This window comes from Rhodomicrobium sp., from assembly GCF_047605405.1.
Classification (GTDB): domain Bacteria; phylum Pseudomonadota; class Alphaproteobacteria; order Rhizobiales; family Rhodomicrobiaceae; genus Rhodomicrobium; species Rhodomicrobium lacus.
The window spans coordinates 17,611-33,079 of record NZ_JASGFR010000039.1; the positions used below are offsets into that span (position 1 = coordinate 17,611).

Annotated in this window: 15 protein-coding genes; 10 read left to right on the forward strand and 5 right to left on the reverse strand. The window is 63.0% G+C overall.

Going from position 1 to position 15,469, the window contains the following annotated elements:
• Positions 1-40: 40 nt before the first annotated feature.
• Positions 41-1,969 (reverse strand): glycosyltransferase, encoded by a 1,929-nt coding sequence (locus QM659_RS14015; protein WP_415188879.1) that lies wholly within the window; start codon positions 1,967-1,969, stop codon positions 41-43.
• A gap of 86 nt (positions 1,970-2,055) precedes the next feature.
• Between QM659_RS14015 and QM659_RS14020 the strand changes: the two genes are divergently transcribed.
• Positions 2,056-2,937 (forward strand): transporter substrate-binding domain-containing protein, encoded by an 882-nt coding sequence (locus QM659_RS14020; protein WP_127077366.1) that lies wholly within the window; start codon positions 2,056-2,058, stop codon positions 2,935-2,937.
• Positions 2,938-3,019: 82 nt separating this feature from the next.
• Positions 3,020-3,796 carry a 3-hydroxybutyrate dehydrogenase gene (locus tag QM659_RS14025; protein ID WP_415188880.1) on the forward strand — a complete coding sequence of 259 codons (777 nt, stop codon included), beginning with the start codon at positions 3,020-3,022 and terminating at the stop codon, positions 3,794-3,796.
• 37 nt (positions 3,797-3,833) lie between these two features.
• Here QM659_RS14025 and QM659_RS14030 read toward each other — a convergent pair whose 3' ends face one another.
• Positions 3,834-5,114, reverse strand: a complete 1,281-nt coding sequence (locus tag QM659_RS14030) for a lytic murein transglycosylase (RefSeq protein WP_415188881.1) — start codon at positions 5,112-5,114, stop codon at positions 3,834-3,836.
• A gap of 219 nt (positions 5,115-5,333) precedes the next feature.
• Between QM659_RS14030 and QM659_RS14035 the strand changes: the two genes are divergently transcribed.
• From QM659_RS14035 to QM659_RS14055, 5 genes are all read left to right on the forward strand, one after another.
• The gene (locus QM659_RS14035) at positions 5,334-6,395 is read left to right on the forward strand and encodes a type III polyketide synthase (RefSeq protein WP_415188882.1); all 1,062 of its coding nucleotides are present in this window, start codon (positions 5,334-5,336) and stop codon (positions 6,393-6,395) included.
• Between the two features lie 6 nt (positions 6,396-6,401).
• On the forward strand, positions 6,402-7,130 hold the full coding sequence (locus QM659_RS14040; protein WP_415188883.1) for a methyltransferase domain-containing protein: 729 nt from the start codon (positions 6,402-6,404) through the stop codon (positions 7,128-7,130).
• Complete coding sequence (locus QM659_RS14045; RefSeq protein ID WP_415188884.1) at positions 7,127-8,245, forward strand: NAD(P)/FAD-dependent oxidoreductase; 1,119 nt, start codon at positions 7,127-7,129, stop codon at positions 8,243-8,245. The genes QM659_RS14040 and QM659_RS14045 overlap by 4 nt, the downstream gene beginning before the upstream one ends.
• A gap of 167 nt (positions 8,246-8,412) precedes the next feature.
• Positions 8,413-8,958, forward strand: a complete 546-nt coding sequence (locus QM659_RS14050) for a GNAT family N-acetyltransferase (protein ID WP_415188885.1) — start codon at positions 8,413-8,415, stop codon at positions 8,956-8,958.
• A gap of 254 nt (positions 8,959-9,212) precedes the next feature.
• On the forward strand, positions 9,213-10,496 hold the full coding sequence (locus tag QM659_RS14055) for an O-acetylhomoserine aminocarboxypropyltransferase (protein WP_415188886.1): 1,284 nt from the start codon (positions 9,213-9,215) through the stop codon (positions 10,494-10,496).
• A 190-nt stretch (positions 10,497-10,686) separates the two neighbouring features.
• Here QM659_RS14055 and QM659_RS14060 read toward each other — a convergent pair whose 3' ends face one another.
• Positions 10,687-10,902: a DUF2842 domain-containing protein gene (locus QM659_RS14060; protein WP_164729970.1), complete on the reverse strand. Its 216-nt coding sequence runs from the start codon at positions 10,900-10,902 to the stop codon at positions 10,687-10,689.
• Positions 10,903-11,158: 256 nt separating this feature from the next.
• Between QM659_RS14060 and QM659_RS14065 the strand changes: the two genes are divergently transcribed.
• Positions 11,159-11,788 carry a hypothetical protein gene (locus QM659_RS14065; protein ID WP_415188887.1) on the forward strand — a complete coding sequence of 210 codons (630 nt, stop codon included), beginning with the start codon at positions 11,159-11,161 and terminating at the stop codon, positions 11,786-11,788.
• 158 nt (positions 11,789-11,946) lie between these two features.
• Here QM659_RS14065 and crtI read toward each other — a convergent pair whose 3' ends face one another.
• Positions 11,947-13,479 (reverse strand): phytoene desaturase family protein, encoded by a 1,533-nt coding sequence (gene crtI, locus QM659_RS14070; RefSeq protein ID WP_415188888.1) that lies wholly within the window; start codon positions 13,477-13,479, stop codon positions 11,947-11,949.
• A gap of 19 nt (positions 13,480-13,498) precedes the next feature.
• Entirely contained in the window at positions 13,499-13,792 is a 294-nt protein-coding gene (locus tag QM659_RS14075) for a DUF1330 domain-containing protein (protein ID WP_415188889.1), read from the reverse strand.
• 185 nt (positions 13,793-13,977) lie between these two features.
• On the opposite strand from QM659_RS14075, the gene QM659_RS14080 reads away from it, so the two are divergent.
• Both QM659_RS14080 and QM659_RS14085 read left to right on the forward strand, forming a co-directional pair.
• Positions 13,978-14,904: a polyprenyl synthetase family protein gene (locus QM659_RS14080; protein WP_303485655.1), complete on the forward strand. Its 927-nt coding sequence runs from the start codon at positions 13,978-13,980 to the stop codon at positions 14,902-14,904.
• A gap of 23 nt (positions 14,905-14,927) precedes the next feature.
• Positions 14,928-15,469: sterol desaturase family protein (locus tag QM659_RS14085; protein WP_127077380.1), on the forward strand; the 542-nt coding region annotated here is incomplete at its 3' end.

A 15,469-nucleotide genomic window follows, 5' to 3' on the forward strand; every position in this document is an offset into this window, starting at 1 on the left:
CCGCATATGTTCCCGGGGGCGTTTGGGCACGCGTGAGCCGTCAGACAGGAAAGGGCCTGGCAACGCGGCTCACGCCATGTTCGGTTTTCTCCCAGTGGAACGGCGCGTGGAAAAGCTGCCACAGGGCGCGATACGCCGCCGCCGACACGAACAGCCAGTAGAGGGGTATGAACAAGACATGCGGCATGAGATGCCTGTGGCGCGTGCCGCGGATGGCTGACGCCGAGAGCGCGATGTTCGCCGCATAGCCGCCGACGAAATTCACCACGGCGATCCAGAGAAGGAATTTCTCCGCCGCGCCTCCTCCGGCAAAGAGCCCGCCCTGAAACGCCTCGCAAAGCATCAGGATGTAGAACACCGGATGCGCGAGCGCGGAAACGATGATCCCTGCGAAATAGGCATGAAACGACAGAAAGCCGGCCACACCGAGTTCGGACATCGCCCGGCGCGGGTTGCGCATGTGCACGCCGAAGGTCTGCATCCAGCCCTTGAGCCAGCGCGTGCGCTGCTTTATCCACGGCATCGGGCGGCAGCAGGCTTCTTCCCACGTCGTGGATTCGAGCGTGCCGGTGCGATAGCCGGCCCGCGCGAGCCGCATCCCGAGGTCGGCGTCCTCGGTCACGTTGTATGGATCCCACGCGCCGATCTCGCGAAGCGCAGCCGCGCGGAAATGGTTCGACGTGCCGCCGAGCGGCAGCGGCAGGCGGAAGCGCGCGAGCAGCGGCAGAATCCCCCGGAAGAGGGTCGCATACTCGATGGTGAACTGGCGCGACAGCCAGTTTTCCCGCGCGTTGTAATAGTCGAGGCGGGCCTGAAGACAGACGAGACCGGCGGGAGCCCTCGCGAAAGCTGTCGCGGCCTTGCGAAGCTGGTCCGGCTCGGGGCGGTCCTCCGCGTCGTAGATCACGACGAATTCGCCTCGCGCGAAATGAAGCGCATAGTTCAGGGCCTTCGGTTTCGTGCGCGGTTCACGGTCCGGCACGACGACGAGATCGATATTGCCGGGAAGGGCGAGCCTTTCGGCTGCTTCGATGGTCTCGCGGTCGGACGCTTCGAGCACGATCTTGATGTCGAGCTTGGCGGCGGGGTAGTCGAGGCTTGCGAGGGCCTGCGCCAGATGCGGCAGGACCGCCGTTTCCTTGTAGAGCGGCACGAGCACCGTGTAGCGGGGCAGTTCGGCATCGCTCAGGAGACGCGCTTCCGTGACCTTCGGGCGCGGCAAGGCGATGTTGATCACGGCGGCGGCCCGGAGCGCGATGGTGAGCAGGAAGAAGATCGACAGCATCGCCGAGGCGAGCGTCACCGTTTCGACGGGCGCAAACGCGACCGCGCCGAGCGCAAGCCCCGCCGCCACCGTAGCGAAATAGAGCTGCCAAGCGGCGAGGCCCGCTTTCGCGCTCCAGTCCGGCCGCGTCTCGATGAGCCCCCGCACCGCGCTTTCGACGAGTACGCGGCCATGCGAGTGCGTCATCGCGTTTATGATTTCCTGACGTGTCATAAGCATGATGCTCTCGCGCTTCGGCCCGAGGCGCCGGGCGAGTGCCGCGAGTGCGGCCGGCGAAAATGTCTCGCCATCGACGGCAATGAAGTCGCGGCCCCAGGCCGAAAGCCGCACAGGCGTATCGAACAGGCGCCATGCGTCGCCGACCGCTTCGGAAAAGCGCGTCGCTTCGCCAGCGCCCGGTTTACGAAGTTCGAGCGACCTGGATAGTCGCGCCGCGAGATCGGGAGCGCGGATCGCACCTTGCGCCACCGCCGCCTGCACAAGGCCGACGCGGGCGCGAGCCGCATCGTTCTCAATCCTGCGGATCAGATCCGGCGAGGCGCCGAGTGCGATGAGAAAACTGCGATCGATGTCGGTCGCATCCGCATCGCGATCGGTGCAGCTGCCGCTGCTCCCGCTTGCGTGGGCAATTTCGGAAAGAGTATGCTTCCATTCGTACGGGACGAAGGCTTGAGCGATGTCCATTTTTTCACATTACGCAATACACATACCATGAAATGAAGAAGAACCGTTACGCCATCGACCTGTCCATAAACCGAAGGTTGCGGTCTATGTTTACCTCCAGACTGTTGCCGCCGCGCAGGGCGCTCCGCCTTATCGCGGTGTTTTTCTGCGTTCTTTTCGCAGTGACCGTGCTCGCGGCGGAGGGCACACCCGAAACGAACGAGAAGGCCGACAACGCGCAGAAGCTGCGCGATATCCAGGTCGGCCCGAAGCCCGACTGGTCCTGGCTGCCGCAGCTTCGGGTGTTGACCGAAGCGGACTATCCGCCCTTCAACTATTACGACGAGGAAGGCCGCCTCACCGGGTTCAACATCGACCTTGCCCGCGCGATCTGCCGCGAACTTTCCATCGACTGCGATATCTCCGCCGCCGAATGGTCCACCCTCGTGCCCTCGCTCAAGGCGAACGAAGCGGATGCGGTGATTGCCTCTATGGCCATCAACGGCAAGACCATCGCCGATGTGGACTTCACCAACCGCTATTACATGACGCCCGCGCGCTTCGTCGGCCGGACCGGCGCCTTGTTCCGCGAGGTTTCGGTGGAGGCTCTGAAGGGCGAGAAGGTCGCCGTCGTCAGGGGCTCGGCCCATGAGGCGTTTCTGCGGGACTTCTTCGACGGCGCGAAGATCGTGCCCTTCGACACCGCCGCCGATGCGCGAGGCGCGCTCAAGGCGGGCGACGTAGACCTCCTTTTCGGCGACGGCATCTCGGCGATGTTCTGGATTCAGGGCACGGACGCGAACCGCTGCTGCGAATTCAAGGGCGGCGGCTATACGGAGGCGCGCTATTTCGGCGACGGTGTCGGCATAGCCGTGAAGAAGGGCAACACGCGCCTGCGCGAGGTGCTGGATTATGCGCTCGCCCGCGTCAAGGCATCCGGGCGGTATGAAGAACTGATGCTGCGCTACTTCCCGTTGCCTCTTTATTGAGCGCGCCGGAGCGGCCAGCGCTCTCATGAGTTCTGCGTTTGCACGGCACCAATCCCAACTCAGGCCAAAGCGGGGAGACAATATGGAACTCGACGGAAAAATCGCCATCGTCACCGGCGCGGCGGGCGGCATCGGCCTGGCAATCGCGAAACGTTATGTGCAAGCGGGCGCGCGCGTTGCCATCGCGGATGTGAGGCTCGACGCGGCGGAACAGGCCGCTCGTTCGCTCGGCGGGCCGGGCAAGGCAATCGCGCTCGAAATAGACGTGACGAGCGAAGACGCCGTCAATGCGGGTGTCGCGAAGGCGGTGGAGACCTTCGGCACGGTGGACATCCTCGTGTCGAACGCGGGCGTGCAGATCGTCCATCCCGTGGAAGATTTCCCTTACGCCGACTGGAAGAAGATGCTCGCAATCCACCTCGACGGCGCGTTCCTCACCTCGAAGGCATGCCTGCCGCATATGTACAGGCAGAATTCCGGCACGATCATCTTCATGGGCTCGGTGCACTCCAAAGCGCCGTCCGCTCTGAAATCGGCCTATGTGACGGCGAAGCACGGCCTTCAGGGGCTTGCCCGCGTGATTGCGATGGAAGGCGCCAGCCATGGCGTGCGCACCAACGTCATCTGTCCGGGCTTCGTGAAGACGCCGCTCGTGGAAAAGCAGATCCCCGAGCAGGCCGCGCGCCTCAACATTTCCGAAAAGGAGGTCGTCGAGCGAATCATGCTCGGTCAGACGGTCGACAAGGAATTCACCACCATGGAAGACGTGGCCGAGGTAGCGCTGTTCTTCGCGGCCTTTCCGACGAATGCGCTCACGGGCCAGTCGCTCGTCGTCAGCCACGGCTGGTATATGAACTGAGCGGGCAAGCGGCGGTCTCTGCCGCCGCTGCCGCTGTTTATTGGCGCTCGTTCAGCGTGGCCTTGCCCGCGTTAGCCTTTACATGCGCAACGATGGCTTCGGTCGGCCAGCAGGTGAGCGGAAGCCCCGCCCGCTTCTGATAGGCGCCCACCGCCGCGCGCGTGCGTCCGCCAGCCTTGCCGTCCACCGTATCGGCATAGAGCCCGAGCCCGGTCAGCCGCTTCTGCAGGAATTCCACGTCGGCCGTGTGAACCTGTCGGATCGGCTCCCACCCCTTGGCGAACGGCCCCTGCCCGCGGATGCGGTCTGCAAGATGGGCGACATAGAGCGCGTAAAGGTCGCTCTTGTTGTATTCGCGGATCGCCTGAAAATTCTGAGTGGTGAGAAACGCCGGGCCATAGATACCGGCTGGCTGGAGCAGCGAAACCTCGAACCCGCGCACCGCGTCCGGGAACCGCTCGCCCTTCAGCGGGCGCACGCCCAAACGCTCCCATTCGGCAACAGATTTCGTCACGTCAAGATAACCGAGGCTGCAATCGACGCCTTCCGGTGCACGCACCTCGAAGCCCCATGGTTCCCTGGCATTCCAGCCAATGGCGTGAAGGTTGCGCGCAAGCGCCGTCAGCGCGTCCGGCACCTTGTTCCAGATGTCGAGCTTCCGTCCGTCCGACTCCACCGCGTATTTCAGATAATCCGTCGGCATGAACTGCACGAGCCCGAATGCGCCTGCCCAGGACGTCTTGAAATTCTCGGGCGTGATCGCCCCGATCTGCACCATCTTCAGCGCGTCGACGAACTGTTTCTGAAACAGCTCCGCGCGCCTGCCGATATAGGCTTGCGTCGCCAGCACACGAAGCCCGCTATAGCCGTCATGCTGCGTGCCGAATGCGGTCTCGCGACCCCAAAGGCCAAGCATGATGTACGGGTCGACGTCGTAGCGATTCTTCAGGTCCGCCAGCACCTTCTCATGGCGCGCGGCAAGGTCGCGGCCTTTGACGAGAAGACTGGCCATCTGTTTCTCGGAAACGTACTGCTCGGGCGTGCGCACGAATTCCGGCTGCTCGCCCTTAGACTTTCGGTTGCCGATATCGAGATCGGGCAGGCTGAAATCCGCCGTAAGCGGACGCGTCACGCGGTCGTAGATTTCGGGCTTTACGCCCGCGTCGAGCGCCGTCTGCCGGAACGACGCCACCCATGCGCGAAAGCCGTCCTGTGTCGGTTCGGCGGCGTGCCCGGGCAGCACGGCCAAAAGGACGCAGAGCAATCCGCCGCAAAACGCGACGAGAGAGGATATTTTGTGCGGTCTCCGATGTATCATCTTTTCTACCTCGCGGAACATGCGGCGATACCGAGCTTTCCGCTCTGGTGACCGGCCCGTCTCTTCGGGGTGATTGGGATCGCGCATCCTGTCGCGGCGCGGCAGGGCTTCGTTGTTTCTGCTATCCCGTAAGTGGACCTATAACAGGAGGACAATTTCAGCGGGTAAAATTTTGTCTTTTTATGGTCAACGCCGATTCCTGAAAGGTTTACCTTGTCCGTGGCCTACATAAACAAGATCGCGACCGCAGTCCCGCCCCAGCAGGTTCACGAAGCATTCATCGAATTTCAGAGGCAGATACTGAAAGATCAGCGCAAGCGCTCGATTTTCGACCGCCTCGTGCAGATGGGACAGATCGAAAGACGTTTCTCGTGTGTCGTCCCGTCCGAGGATCGCGTCGGCGCCTCGATCAACGGCGAAGTCTTCTACGTACCCGGCAATTTCCCCACCACCGGCCAGCGCATGCGCCAGTACGAGATCGAAGCGCCGATTCTCGCCGAGCGCGCGGTGGAGCGTCTCGACCTTGGCGCCGCGACGCACGTGATCACGCACCTGATCGTGACGTCATGCACCGGCTTTTCCGCCCCCGGTATCGACCTGCAACTCGTCAGCCGCCTCGGGCTCAATCCTTCCGTCGAACGCACCATCGTCGGTTTCATGGGCTGCTATGCCGCCATCAACGCGCTGAAACTCGCGCGCCACATCGTGCGCTCGGACCCGTCCGCCAGAGTGCTTGTCGTCAGCATCGAACTCTGCACGCTGCATTTCCAGGAGACGCAGGAGCTTGAGGAGATGATGCCGTTTCTCCTGTTCGCGGACGGCGCGGCGGCGGCGCTCGTCAGCGCCGAGCCGAAGGGCCTTTCGATGGAGCGCTTTTACGCAACCGTCATGCCGGAGGCAGCGGACCAGATGGCTTGGCACATCCGCGATCACGGCTTCGACATGGTGCTGTCGACCCGGATCCCGTCTTCGGTCGGCGAAGCGATCAACCGCGCCGCCGATGCGATCCTCAACGGCTGGAAGACGAAGGACATCGAGCTTTGGGCCGTCCATCCGGGCGGCCGCGCCATTCTCGACGCCGTGGAGGGTGCGTTCCGCCTACCGATCACCGCACTGGATGCCTCGCGGCGAACCCTGAAAGACTTCGGAAACATGTCGTCCGCAACCGTGCTTTTCGTGCTGAAGTCCATTCTTGAGGAGGCGCGATCGGGCGCCAAAGGCTGCGCCATGTCGTTCGGGCCGGGGCTGACCGCCGAAACGATGCTGTTCGAGGCTGTGTAGATTACAATGCCCGATTTTTCGAAGCGGGGCACGACGCCGGAACTGATGGATCACGAAGAGGTGCCGTTCGAGGACCATCGCGCGGTGCTGCGGCAGCTGACGCGTGCCAACGAGCTGTCGCTCGCCTATCGCCCGACGCTCGCCTTTTTCCGGCGGCTCAAGCGCGAGGGACGGCTTCCGAAAGGCCGACCGCTCGTTGTGATCGACGCGGCCAGCGGTTACGGCGACATGTCGCGAAAAATTGATCGCTGGGCGCAGAAAAACGGCGTCGAGGCCCGTTTCCTCGGGGTAGACATGAATCCTCAAGCTGCGCGCGCCGCAGCGGAAGCCACGCCGCCGGGCCGGCCCATCACATGGCTCACGGCAAATTTGTTCGACTTTCGCGCCGATTTCGAGGTCGATATCGTCATGTCTTCGTTGTTCACCCATCATCTGCCGGGACCGGAACTCGTGGGTTTCATTCGCTGGATGGAGGAAACGGCGCGCATCGGCTGGATCGTCAACGATCTGAAGCGCCATCCGCTGCCCTATTATTTTCTCAAGGCCGCGTTCTTTGCGACGCGGCAGCATCGCTTCATGCGCCACGATGGCCCCGTATCGGTCGCAAACGCCTTCAGGCGCGGGGACTGGCAGGGTCTGCTGGCCGAGGCGGGGCTCTCGCCCGGCGCCGCAAGCATCGAGGCATGGACGCCATTCCGGCTCTGCGTCACGCGGGTCAAGGACGCCACATCATGAATTACGATGCGGCGATAATCGGCGGCGGCCCGGCTGGGGCCGCCCTTGCAACCCATCTTGCGCGGGCCGGTCGTAGCGTCGTGCTGTTCGAAAAGGAATCCGGCGCGCACGATAAGGTTTGCGGCGAATTCCTGAGCCATGAGGGCGTCGGCTATCTTGAGGCGCTGGGTCTTCCGGTGGACGAGCTGGGCGCGCTGACGCTGAGCCGCATCCGTCTCGCGGGGACGGGCGAGCCGGTCTCCGCGCCGCTCCCATTCGAAGCGCGAAGCCTTTCCCGGCGCGTGCTCGACGAGGCGTTGCTGCGGCTCGCGGCGGACGCGGGCGCGGAAATCCGGCGCGGGGTGCGTGTCAAGAGCGTGACCGGCACGATGAACGGCTTCGCGCTTCAGCCCGAACGCGGAAGCGAGGTGTTCGCGAACGCGTCGTTCCTCGCCAGCGGCAAGCACGATATCAAGGATTTCAAGCGCGAGCGCGGCGCGCACCCGGAGTGCCTCGCGTTCAAAACCTATTGGCGGCTTCGGCCCGAAGAGGCGGATGCGCTCTCCGGCCATATCGAGCTTGTCCTGTTTCGCGGCGGTTATGCCGGCCTTCAGCCGGTCGAGGGTGGCCGGGCCAATCTCTGTCTCATCGTTCGCAAGGACACTTACGCCGATCGCTATGGCTCATGGGACGCCTTGTTCCACGCGCTCCGACATGAGGCGCCGCACGCCGGACGCAGGCTCGCAGGCGCGGAGTGCCTCTCCGAAAGGCCGCTCGCCATAGCGGGGCTGCCTTACGGCTTCCTCGCGCGCTCGAACGGCTGGCTCTGGCGCATCGGCGATCAGGCCGCCGTCATTCCGTCCTTCTCGGGCGACGGCATGTCGATCGCGCTTCATTCCGCGCATTGCGCCGCAGGCATCTACCTTTCGGGCGGGGGGGCTGAAGCGTTTCAGGACGCGCTCGCGCGCGATCTGTCCGCCCAGTTGCGCCGTGCGACGGCCTTGTCGCGCCTGCTCGTCAGCCCGATGGGACAGAAGCTGGCAATGAACGCCGCGTACATGCTTCCGCGCATGCTGTCGCTCGGCGCCGACTGGACCCGCATTCCGCCACGCGCGTTGAACCGGGCCTGCCTGTAACGTCTTCGCGCCGACCCGTACGGGATCGCAGCGGCAAGTCAAGGGACGGGCAAACGATCAAGCCTGTTCAAAACCCTATTGCATCGGCGCGCGCTATAGTCTTTCGCTGTATTGCGCATTACAGGTGATGGATCGTATCGACGAGACTGCTTGTCAAAGTTTTCGCGATGATCCCGATCTTTGAAACATCTCGCCTCTTGTTGAAGCCGCTTCGGCTGGAGGACGCGCCCACCACGCAGACGCTGTTTCCTCACTGGGAGATCGTCCGCTATCTGAGCGACCGCGTGCCATGGCCCTATCCCGAGGGCGGCGCGGAGACGTTTTACCGCGAAGTCGCACTGCCGAACATCGCCGAAGGCACGTTCTGGAGCTGGACCCTTTGGCTGAAGGGCGGCCCGGATCACCATATCGGCGCCGTGGACCTGCGAACCGAAAAGAAAGACAATCGCGGCTTCTGGCTCGGTTTGCCATGGCAGGGCAAGGGCCTCATGACGGAGGCTTGCGTCCCGGTGACGGACTACTGGTTCGATGTCCTTGGGCAAGACAGGCTCGTCGTCGCGAAAGCCGTGGAGAATGTCACGTCGCGCCGCGTGACCGAGAAACAGGGAGCGCGCATCATCGATGTCGAGGAGCGCCGCTTCGTCTGCGGCCCAAGGCGAACCGAGATCTGGGAACTTACGCGCGAGGACTGGAACGCCCGCCGCCGTGGCTGACCTGCTTGCCGGGAAGCCATGAAATGCGGCGCCTTGTCGCGCTCTTTTGCAGTCAAGCTGAAGCTGGAATCGCCTGAACGGTCGACCTTCGCAAACGGCTCGCGCGCATGCGCTTTCCCGCGCCTTGTGCTTTGCGCTATAGGCACATCTTATCGCAATTATTTTGCTTTTCTTGGCGCGTTTATTAAATGCCAAGAAAAATGATTGCTTTTATTCGGGATCGGCGGTTGAATCTCCCAAACGGAGGAGAAACCATGACCGACCAGACACCCGGCTTTGCTACCCTTTCAGTTCACGCTGGCGCGCAGCCGGATCCCGCGACCGGCGCGCGCATCACGCCGATCTATCAGACGGCATCCTATGTGTTCGACAACGCCGAACATGCGGCTGCGCTCTTCGGCCTCCAGGCGTTCGGCAACATCTACACGCGCATCAACAACCCGACGCAATCCGTGCTCGAAGCGCGCCTCGCGGCCCTCGAAGGCGGCACGGCTGCGCTCGCGGTCGCGTCAGGCCACGCCGCTCAGTTTCTCATTTTCCACGTACTTCTTGAGCCGGGCGACGAATTCATCGCCTCTCGCCAGCTTTACGGCGGCTCAATCAACCAGTTCAACAACGCCTTCAAGAAGTTCGGCTGGAACGTGGTCTGGGCCGACGGCGACAACCCGGCGAGCTTCGAGGCTGCCGTAACACCGAAGACGAAGGCCATCTTCATAGAGTCCATCGCGAACCCCGGCGGCATCATCATCGATGTGCCCGCAATCGCGGCGGTTGCGAAGAAGGCCGGTGTTCCCCTCATCGTGGACAATACGCTCGCGACGCCCTACCTCTTCCGGCCGAAGGAACATGGCGCGGACATCATCGTGCATTCTCTCACGAAATTCCTCGGTGGTCAGGGCAACTCGATCGGCGGCGCCATCATCGACGCCGGCACGTTCGACTGGCTGAAGAGCGGACGCTATCCGTCGATCTCGGAGCCGAATCCGTCCTATCACGGCCTCAACATCGGCGAGACATTCGGCAACTTCGCCTTCGCCATCGCCGCGCGCGTGCTGAGCCTGCGAGACCTTGGCCCCGCCATCGCGCCGCTTAACGCGTTCCTGATCCTGAACGGCCTTGAGACGCTTTCGCTTCGCATCGAGCGCCACGTGCAAAATGCGCTCAAGGTCGCCGAGTGGCTGGAGAAGCACCCGAAGGTCGCCTGGGTCAACTATGCGGGCCTGCCGGGCAACCGCTATCATGAGCTTGCTCAGCGGCTCACGCCGAAGGGTGCGGGCGCCGTGTTCACCTTCGGCCTGAAGGGCGGCTATGAAGCGGGCGTCAACCTCATCTCGAATGTGAAGCTGTTCTCGCTTCTCGCCAATATCGGCGACGTGCGCAGCCTCATCATTCACCCGGCTTCCACCACGCACTCGCAGCTCACGCCCGAACAGCGCGAACTGGCCGGCGCGGGCGACGACACCGTGCGCCTCTCGGTCGGCATCGAGGATCCGGCGGACATCATCGCCGACCTCGAACAGGCCCTCGCCGCGCAGTAAGGCGCGCGCACCAAACGGCCGGACTCCGTCCCGCCCTCACACTGCTGACAAAGCTCCCGCCTCGCGCGGGAGCTTTTGATTCAGCGTGTCACGCCGTAGAAACCGATTCCCCACACTTCCATAATAAAAACCCCGCCAAAAAGCCGGGGCTTGTCTGCTGTCCGGGACGGCCTCGTGGCCCTTTTGCTTCTCAGACCTCGCCCGGGCGAGGCTTCAGCATCCACCTGATAAGGACGCCCGCCCACAACATCCAGATCACCGTGATCACGAGATAGAACAACAGGTGTCGCCAAAGCTCCGTGCCCGGCAGGCGCGCGAGCGCGATGGAGATGGTGAACAGGAAATACAGCACCGATCCGAACACGAAAACAAAGACGCCGATCAGTTTTCTCAATCGCGGGGTCATGCCACTCCGTCCTGTCCCATTTCGCATGTGCAAAAGCCATCCGCGTTGATAGTCGAGGCTTGTAGGCTTCGCAAATTTTCTTTTTAGCTCAAGGCCAAGCTGGGAGCGCGCTCTTGTCCGGGGGGAAAGAGAAGCGCACCCGGTGGCTGGGCTGGCGTCCGTCGCATTCGGGCGACGGACGCTGTTTCTTCACCTCAACTCCGGTGGTCCTATGAGAAAGTTGCTTTTTGTACCCGTTGGTATTGCTGCCTTAGCCATGCTCGCGAGCGTGAGCTATTCGGCCGATCCGTCCAAGCCGAAGCAGGAAGAAGTGAGCGCGGCGCAGAACGGCAGCGCTTCGCACGCTCAGCCCGAGAAGCCCGCTGCAAATGCCGAGGCCAATAAGCCCGCTCCCGCGAAGACGGCGGATACAAAGCCCGAGGGCACCGCAAAACCTGCGAAGGTCGAGGCCGAAAAACCCGCTCCCGCCTCGGCGAAAGCTGCAGACGCGAAGCCGGCTGTTGCAAAGCCCGAAGACAAGAAACAGGTCGAGACGAAGCCTGCGGCGAAGCAGCCCGAAGTGAAGGCGGCGACAAAGGCCGAGGACAAGAAGCCGGGCACCGCCGCGAAGCCGGACGCGAAGCCCGTCGCTGAAGCCAAGGATGCGAAGCCCGCGCCCGCGAATACAGCAGCCGCGAAGACCGGCATCGCGAAGAAAGCCACGGTGAAGAAGGCGAAAAAGTCTGCCAAGCGTCACGGCAAGCGCTATGCGAAGCGCCTGCACCGCAAACATCGCCATATCCATCGCTCGCACAAGCATCATCATCGCAAGCACCAACACCGCAAGCGCAAGGCGCATCGCGTGTCGGACGCCGCGCCATACGCTGCGACGGCAGGCTCTATCTAGCGAAAAGGGGGGGCGCGTTTCCGCCCCAGGATGCAGATAACAAACGGCGACATCCCGCAAGGGAGCCGCCGTTTTTAGCTGGGTCGCAGTAGCGACTTGGCTTGGTTTCTCGGTCGCAATTGCCGCCGCTCAGGAGAAGCGGCAATCCTCTCGCACGATTATGACCGCGCGTGCGGAACGAGCTTGTCGATCACCTTCGCGGAGCAGATCACGCCGGGGATCCCTGCGCCCGGATGCGTGCCCGCGCCCGTCAGGAACAGGTTCTTGATGCCTTCCGCCTTGTTATGGAATCGGAAATAGGCCGACTGCGTGAAGTGCGGCGCGATCGAGAAGCCCGCGCCCTCGTGGCTCAGATAGCCGTGCTTGAAGTCGCGCGGCGTCATGTACATCTCGGCGCGGATCGTCTCCGACAAGCCCGGCAGGATCGTGCGTTCGAGGCCCGCAACGATGCGGTCGCGCAGCTTCGGCCCTTCCACATCCCAGTCGATGTCGCCCTTGAGGTTGGGCACGGGACAAAGCGCGTAGAACGAATCGCAGCCCTCGGGCGCAAAGGTCGGGTCGGTCGCCGTCGGGCGGTGGACATAGAGCGAAAAGTCGTCCGCGAGCACCTTCTTGTTGAAGATGTCGTCGAGCAGACCCTTGTAGCGCTTGCCGAGCCAGATCGTATGGCGCGCGACGTCGGGATATTGATGCCCCGTGCCGAAATAGAGGACGAACAGCCCCATCGAAAGCCGGGCCGTCCTGCGCTTCAGGCGCGCGGAGAGGCCGATTTCGCTGTCGGGGATCATGTCGCCGAAGAGATGCATCGGGTCGACGTCAGACACCACGATATCGGCGGAAACAGTCTCGCCGTTCTTGAGGCGAACGCCCTTCGCCGTGCCCTTTTCGATGACGACGGACGACACCGTTTCGCCGAGGCGAATGTCGACGCCCTCCTCTTCCATCAGCTTGCCGAGCGCGGCGACAATCGCGCCCGTGCCGCCCTCCGCGTAGAACACGCCCCATTTGCGTTCGAGGTAGTGGATCAGGCCGTAAATGCTCGTCGTCTGGAAGGGGCTGCCGCCGACGAGCAACGGCTGGATCGACAGCGCCTGCCGAAGCTTCGGGCTGTGGAAATATTTCGTCACGAAGTCCCACACGGTCCGATAGCTGCCGAGTTGAACGAGGCGCGGGATCTGGCCGACCATCGTGAAGGGGTTGTGGAACGGCTGATCGGCGAGGTTCGTGAAGCCGGCGTCGAACAACTGCTTCGAGTGCTCCAGCATGCGCAGATAACCGTCGCCGTCGCGCGGGTCGAGGCGATTCATCGCGGCGAGCGTTTCTTCGAGCGTACCGCCGTAATCGAAGGTCGAGCCGTCCTCGTCGAAGAAGAAGCGATACCAGGGCGTGAGCGGCTTGAGCGTGATGTAGTCTTCGCTCTTCTTGCCGAACAGGTCGAACAGTTCCTCGATGAGGAACGGCGCGGTAATCACCGTCGGCCCGGCGTCGTGCCTGAAGCCGTCCTTCTCGAAAACCTGGCCGCGCCCGCCAAGCATGCGGCCGCGGTCGATCAACGTCACGCGGTAGCCCTTGGCCGCGAGCCGGAGCGCCGCCGCGATACCGCCGAATCCTGCGCCGACGACGAGTGCGGTTTCGGCACCTTCGGCGCGCGAGCGCGAAGGCGCTTCAGTGTTCGCGACGATCTGATCCATGGCTCTTCCTTATCTGGTCTTACGGTTCGGCGCCTTCGACGATGACGATCTCACCCTCGGAAAAACCGACGCGATGCGCGCGGGCGGCTTGATATTCCGCCGAGTTGTAGCAGTCCACCGCCGCTTCAAAGGTGGGAAATTCGATGACGACATTACGAGCGCGGGCAGTGCCTTCCGCTGCGGTAAAGCGTCCTCCCCTGGCGAGAAAGCGCGCACCGTGTGCTTTGAACGCGTCTGCCGCGCCGGCAACATAAGCTTTGTATGCCTCGGCGTCTTTCACATCGACGCGGGCGATCCAGTACGCTTTCGGCATGGGTGTCAACCTCTCCGAACACCTTGGCCCCGAATGCCGCAGTGTGTAAAGTTCAGTTTACAAGCTATGGCGCATGGGCCATACCGTTTTGATGGCCAAGCTGTTTTTACGCGGTCTTTCAACCGACTTCGGAGAGATAGAGGCCACTTCAAGCCATCGTCAAGTTACCAGTGCGGGAATCTTACATGGGCGGCCAGCTAGACGTTTACATGATGCTGCGGGCGAAAATCGAGTCGCGGCTTGCGGAACTGGTAGAGTTGGACGGGCCACTCGATCCGTTGCAGGGTTCGCTGCGGCACAGCCTCCTCGCCCCCGCCAAACGTGTCCGCGCCGTGCTGACCCTCGTTGCCGCCCGCGAACTCGGCGGGCGTGAAAGCGACGCTCTCGACCTCGCCTGCGCGGTCGAGATGATCCACACCTCCTCGCTGATCCTCGACGATCTGCCCTGCATGGACAACGCCGCCACGCGGCGCGGCATCCCGTCCAATCACCGCGTTTTCGGTGAGGCGACCGCGATCCTCGCCTCCATCGGCCTGATGAACCGCGCCTATGGGGTCGCGGCGGCGGCGGCAAAGCTTTCGGCCGACCAGCGCGCCGAAGCCGTCGGCGTGCTCGAATGGTCCGTCGGCCTTGAAGGGCTCGTGCGCGGCCAGCATGACGACCTCGCAGACTACCGCGCCACCATGAACGAGGCGCAGCTCGAAACCATGTATGCGCAGAAAACCGGCGCGCTTTTCGCCGCCGCGGCCGAATGCGGCGCGATAGTTGCGAATAATCAAGCCGCGCGCCCCGCAATGCGCAAATTCGGTCTTGATCTCGGCGTAGGATTTCAAATCTTAGACGATGTGCTTGACGCGCATGCGACAAGCGACCGCGCGGGCAAGGATACGTCCAAGGATTCCGGGCGCACCACTTTCCCGAGCCTCCTCGGCGTGACGGAGGCGGCGGAGATCGGCCGCGCGAAGATCGAAGGCGGCGTGGGTGCGGCGGTTGCCGCTGCTCAGGCAGCAGGGAGCGACGGGCGTCTGTTCACGGCGTTCGCCTCGCGTCTTGCGGAAGCATTTTCGGAGCTGATGCCGGAGTTTCAGGGGAAGCTCGTCGTCAGCGCATAGGGATCGAACAACGGCGAGGATCGATGAGCGACTGGCTATTTTACATCGCATTGTTCTTCGCCGTTTTCTTCTTCATGGAGGGCACCGCATGGTTCCTCCACAAATACGTCATGCACGGTTTCCTATGGGTGCTGCACAAGAGCCACCACGAGCCGCGCACCGGCGCGTGGGAGCTGAATGACGCTTTCGGCATCTTCTTCGCGGGTATCGCCATCGCGCTCATCGCATGGGGCGTGCAGTTTGGCGGGCCGACATGGGCCTGGGTCGTCGGCGCGGGCGTCACGGCTTACGGCTTCGTCTATTTCCTCGCGCATGACGTGCTGGTGCATCACCGCCTCGGCGTGAACATCCATCCGAAGAGCGGTTATCTTCGCCGCCTCTATCAGGCGCACCGCCTGCACCATGCGGTCGACGGCAGGGACGGCTGCGTATCGTTCGGCTTCGTATTCGCGCCATCGCCGGAGCGCCTCAAGAGGAAGCTTCAGGAACTCGCTCCGCTTAGGGCGGCCCAGCGCAGCAAGCTCGATGCGAAGCGCTTCACATCGGGCGGCGAAACGCTGCATTA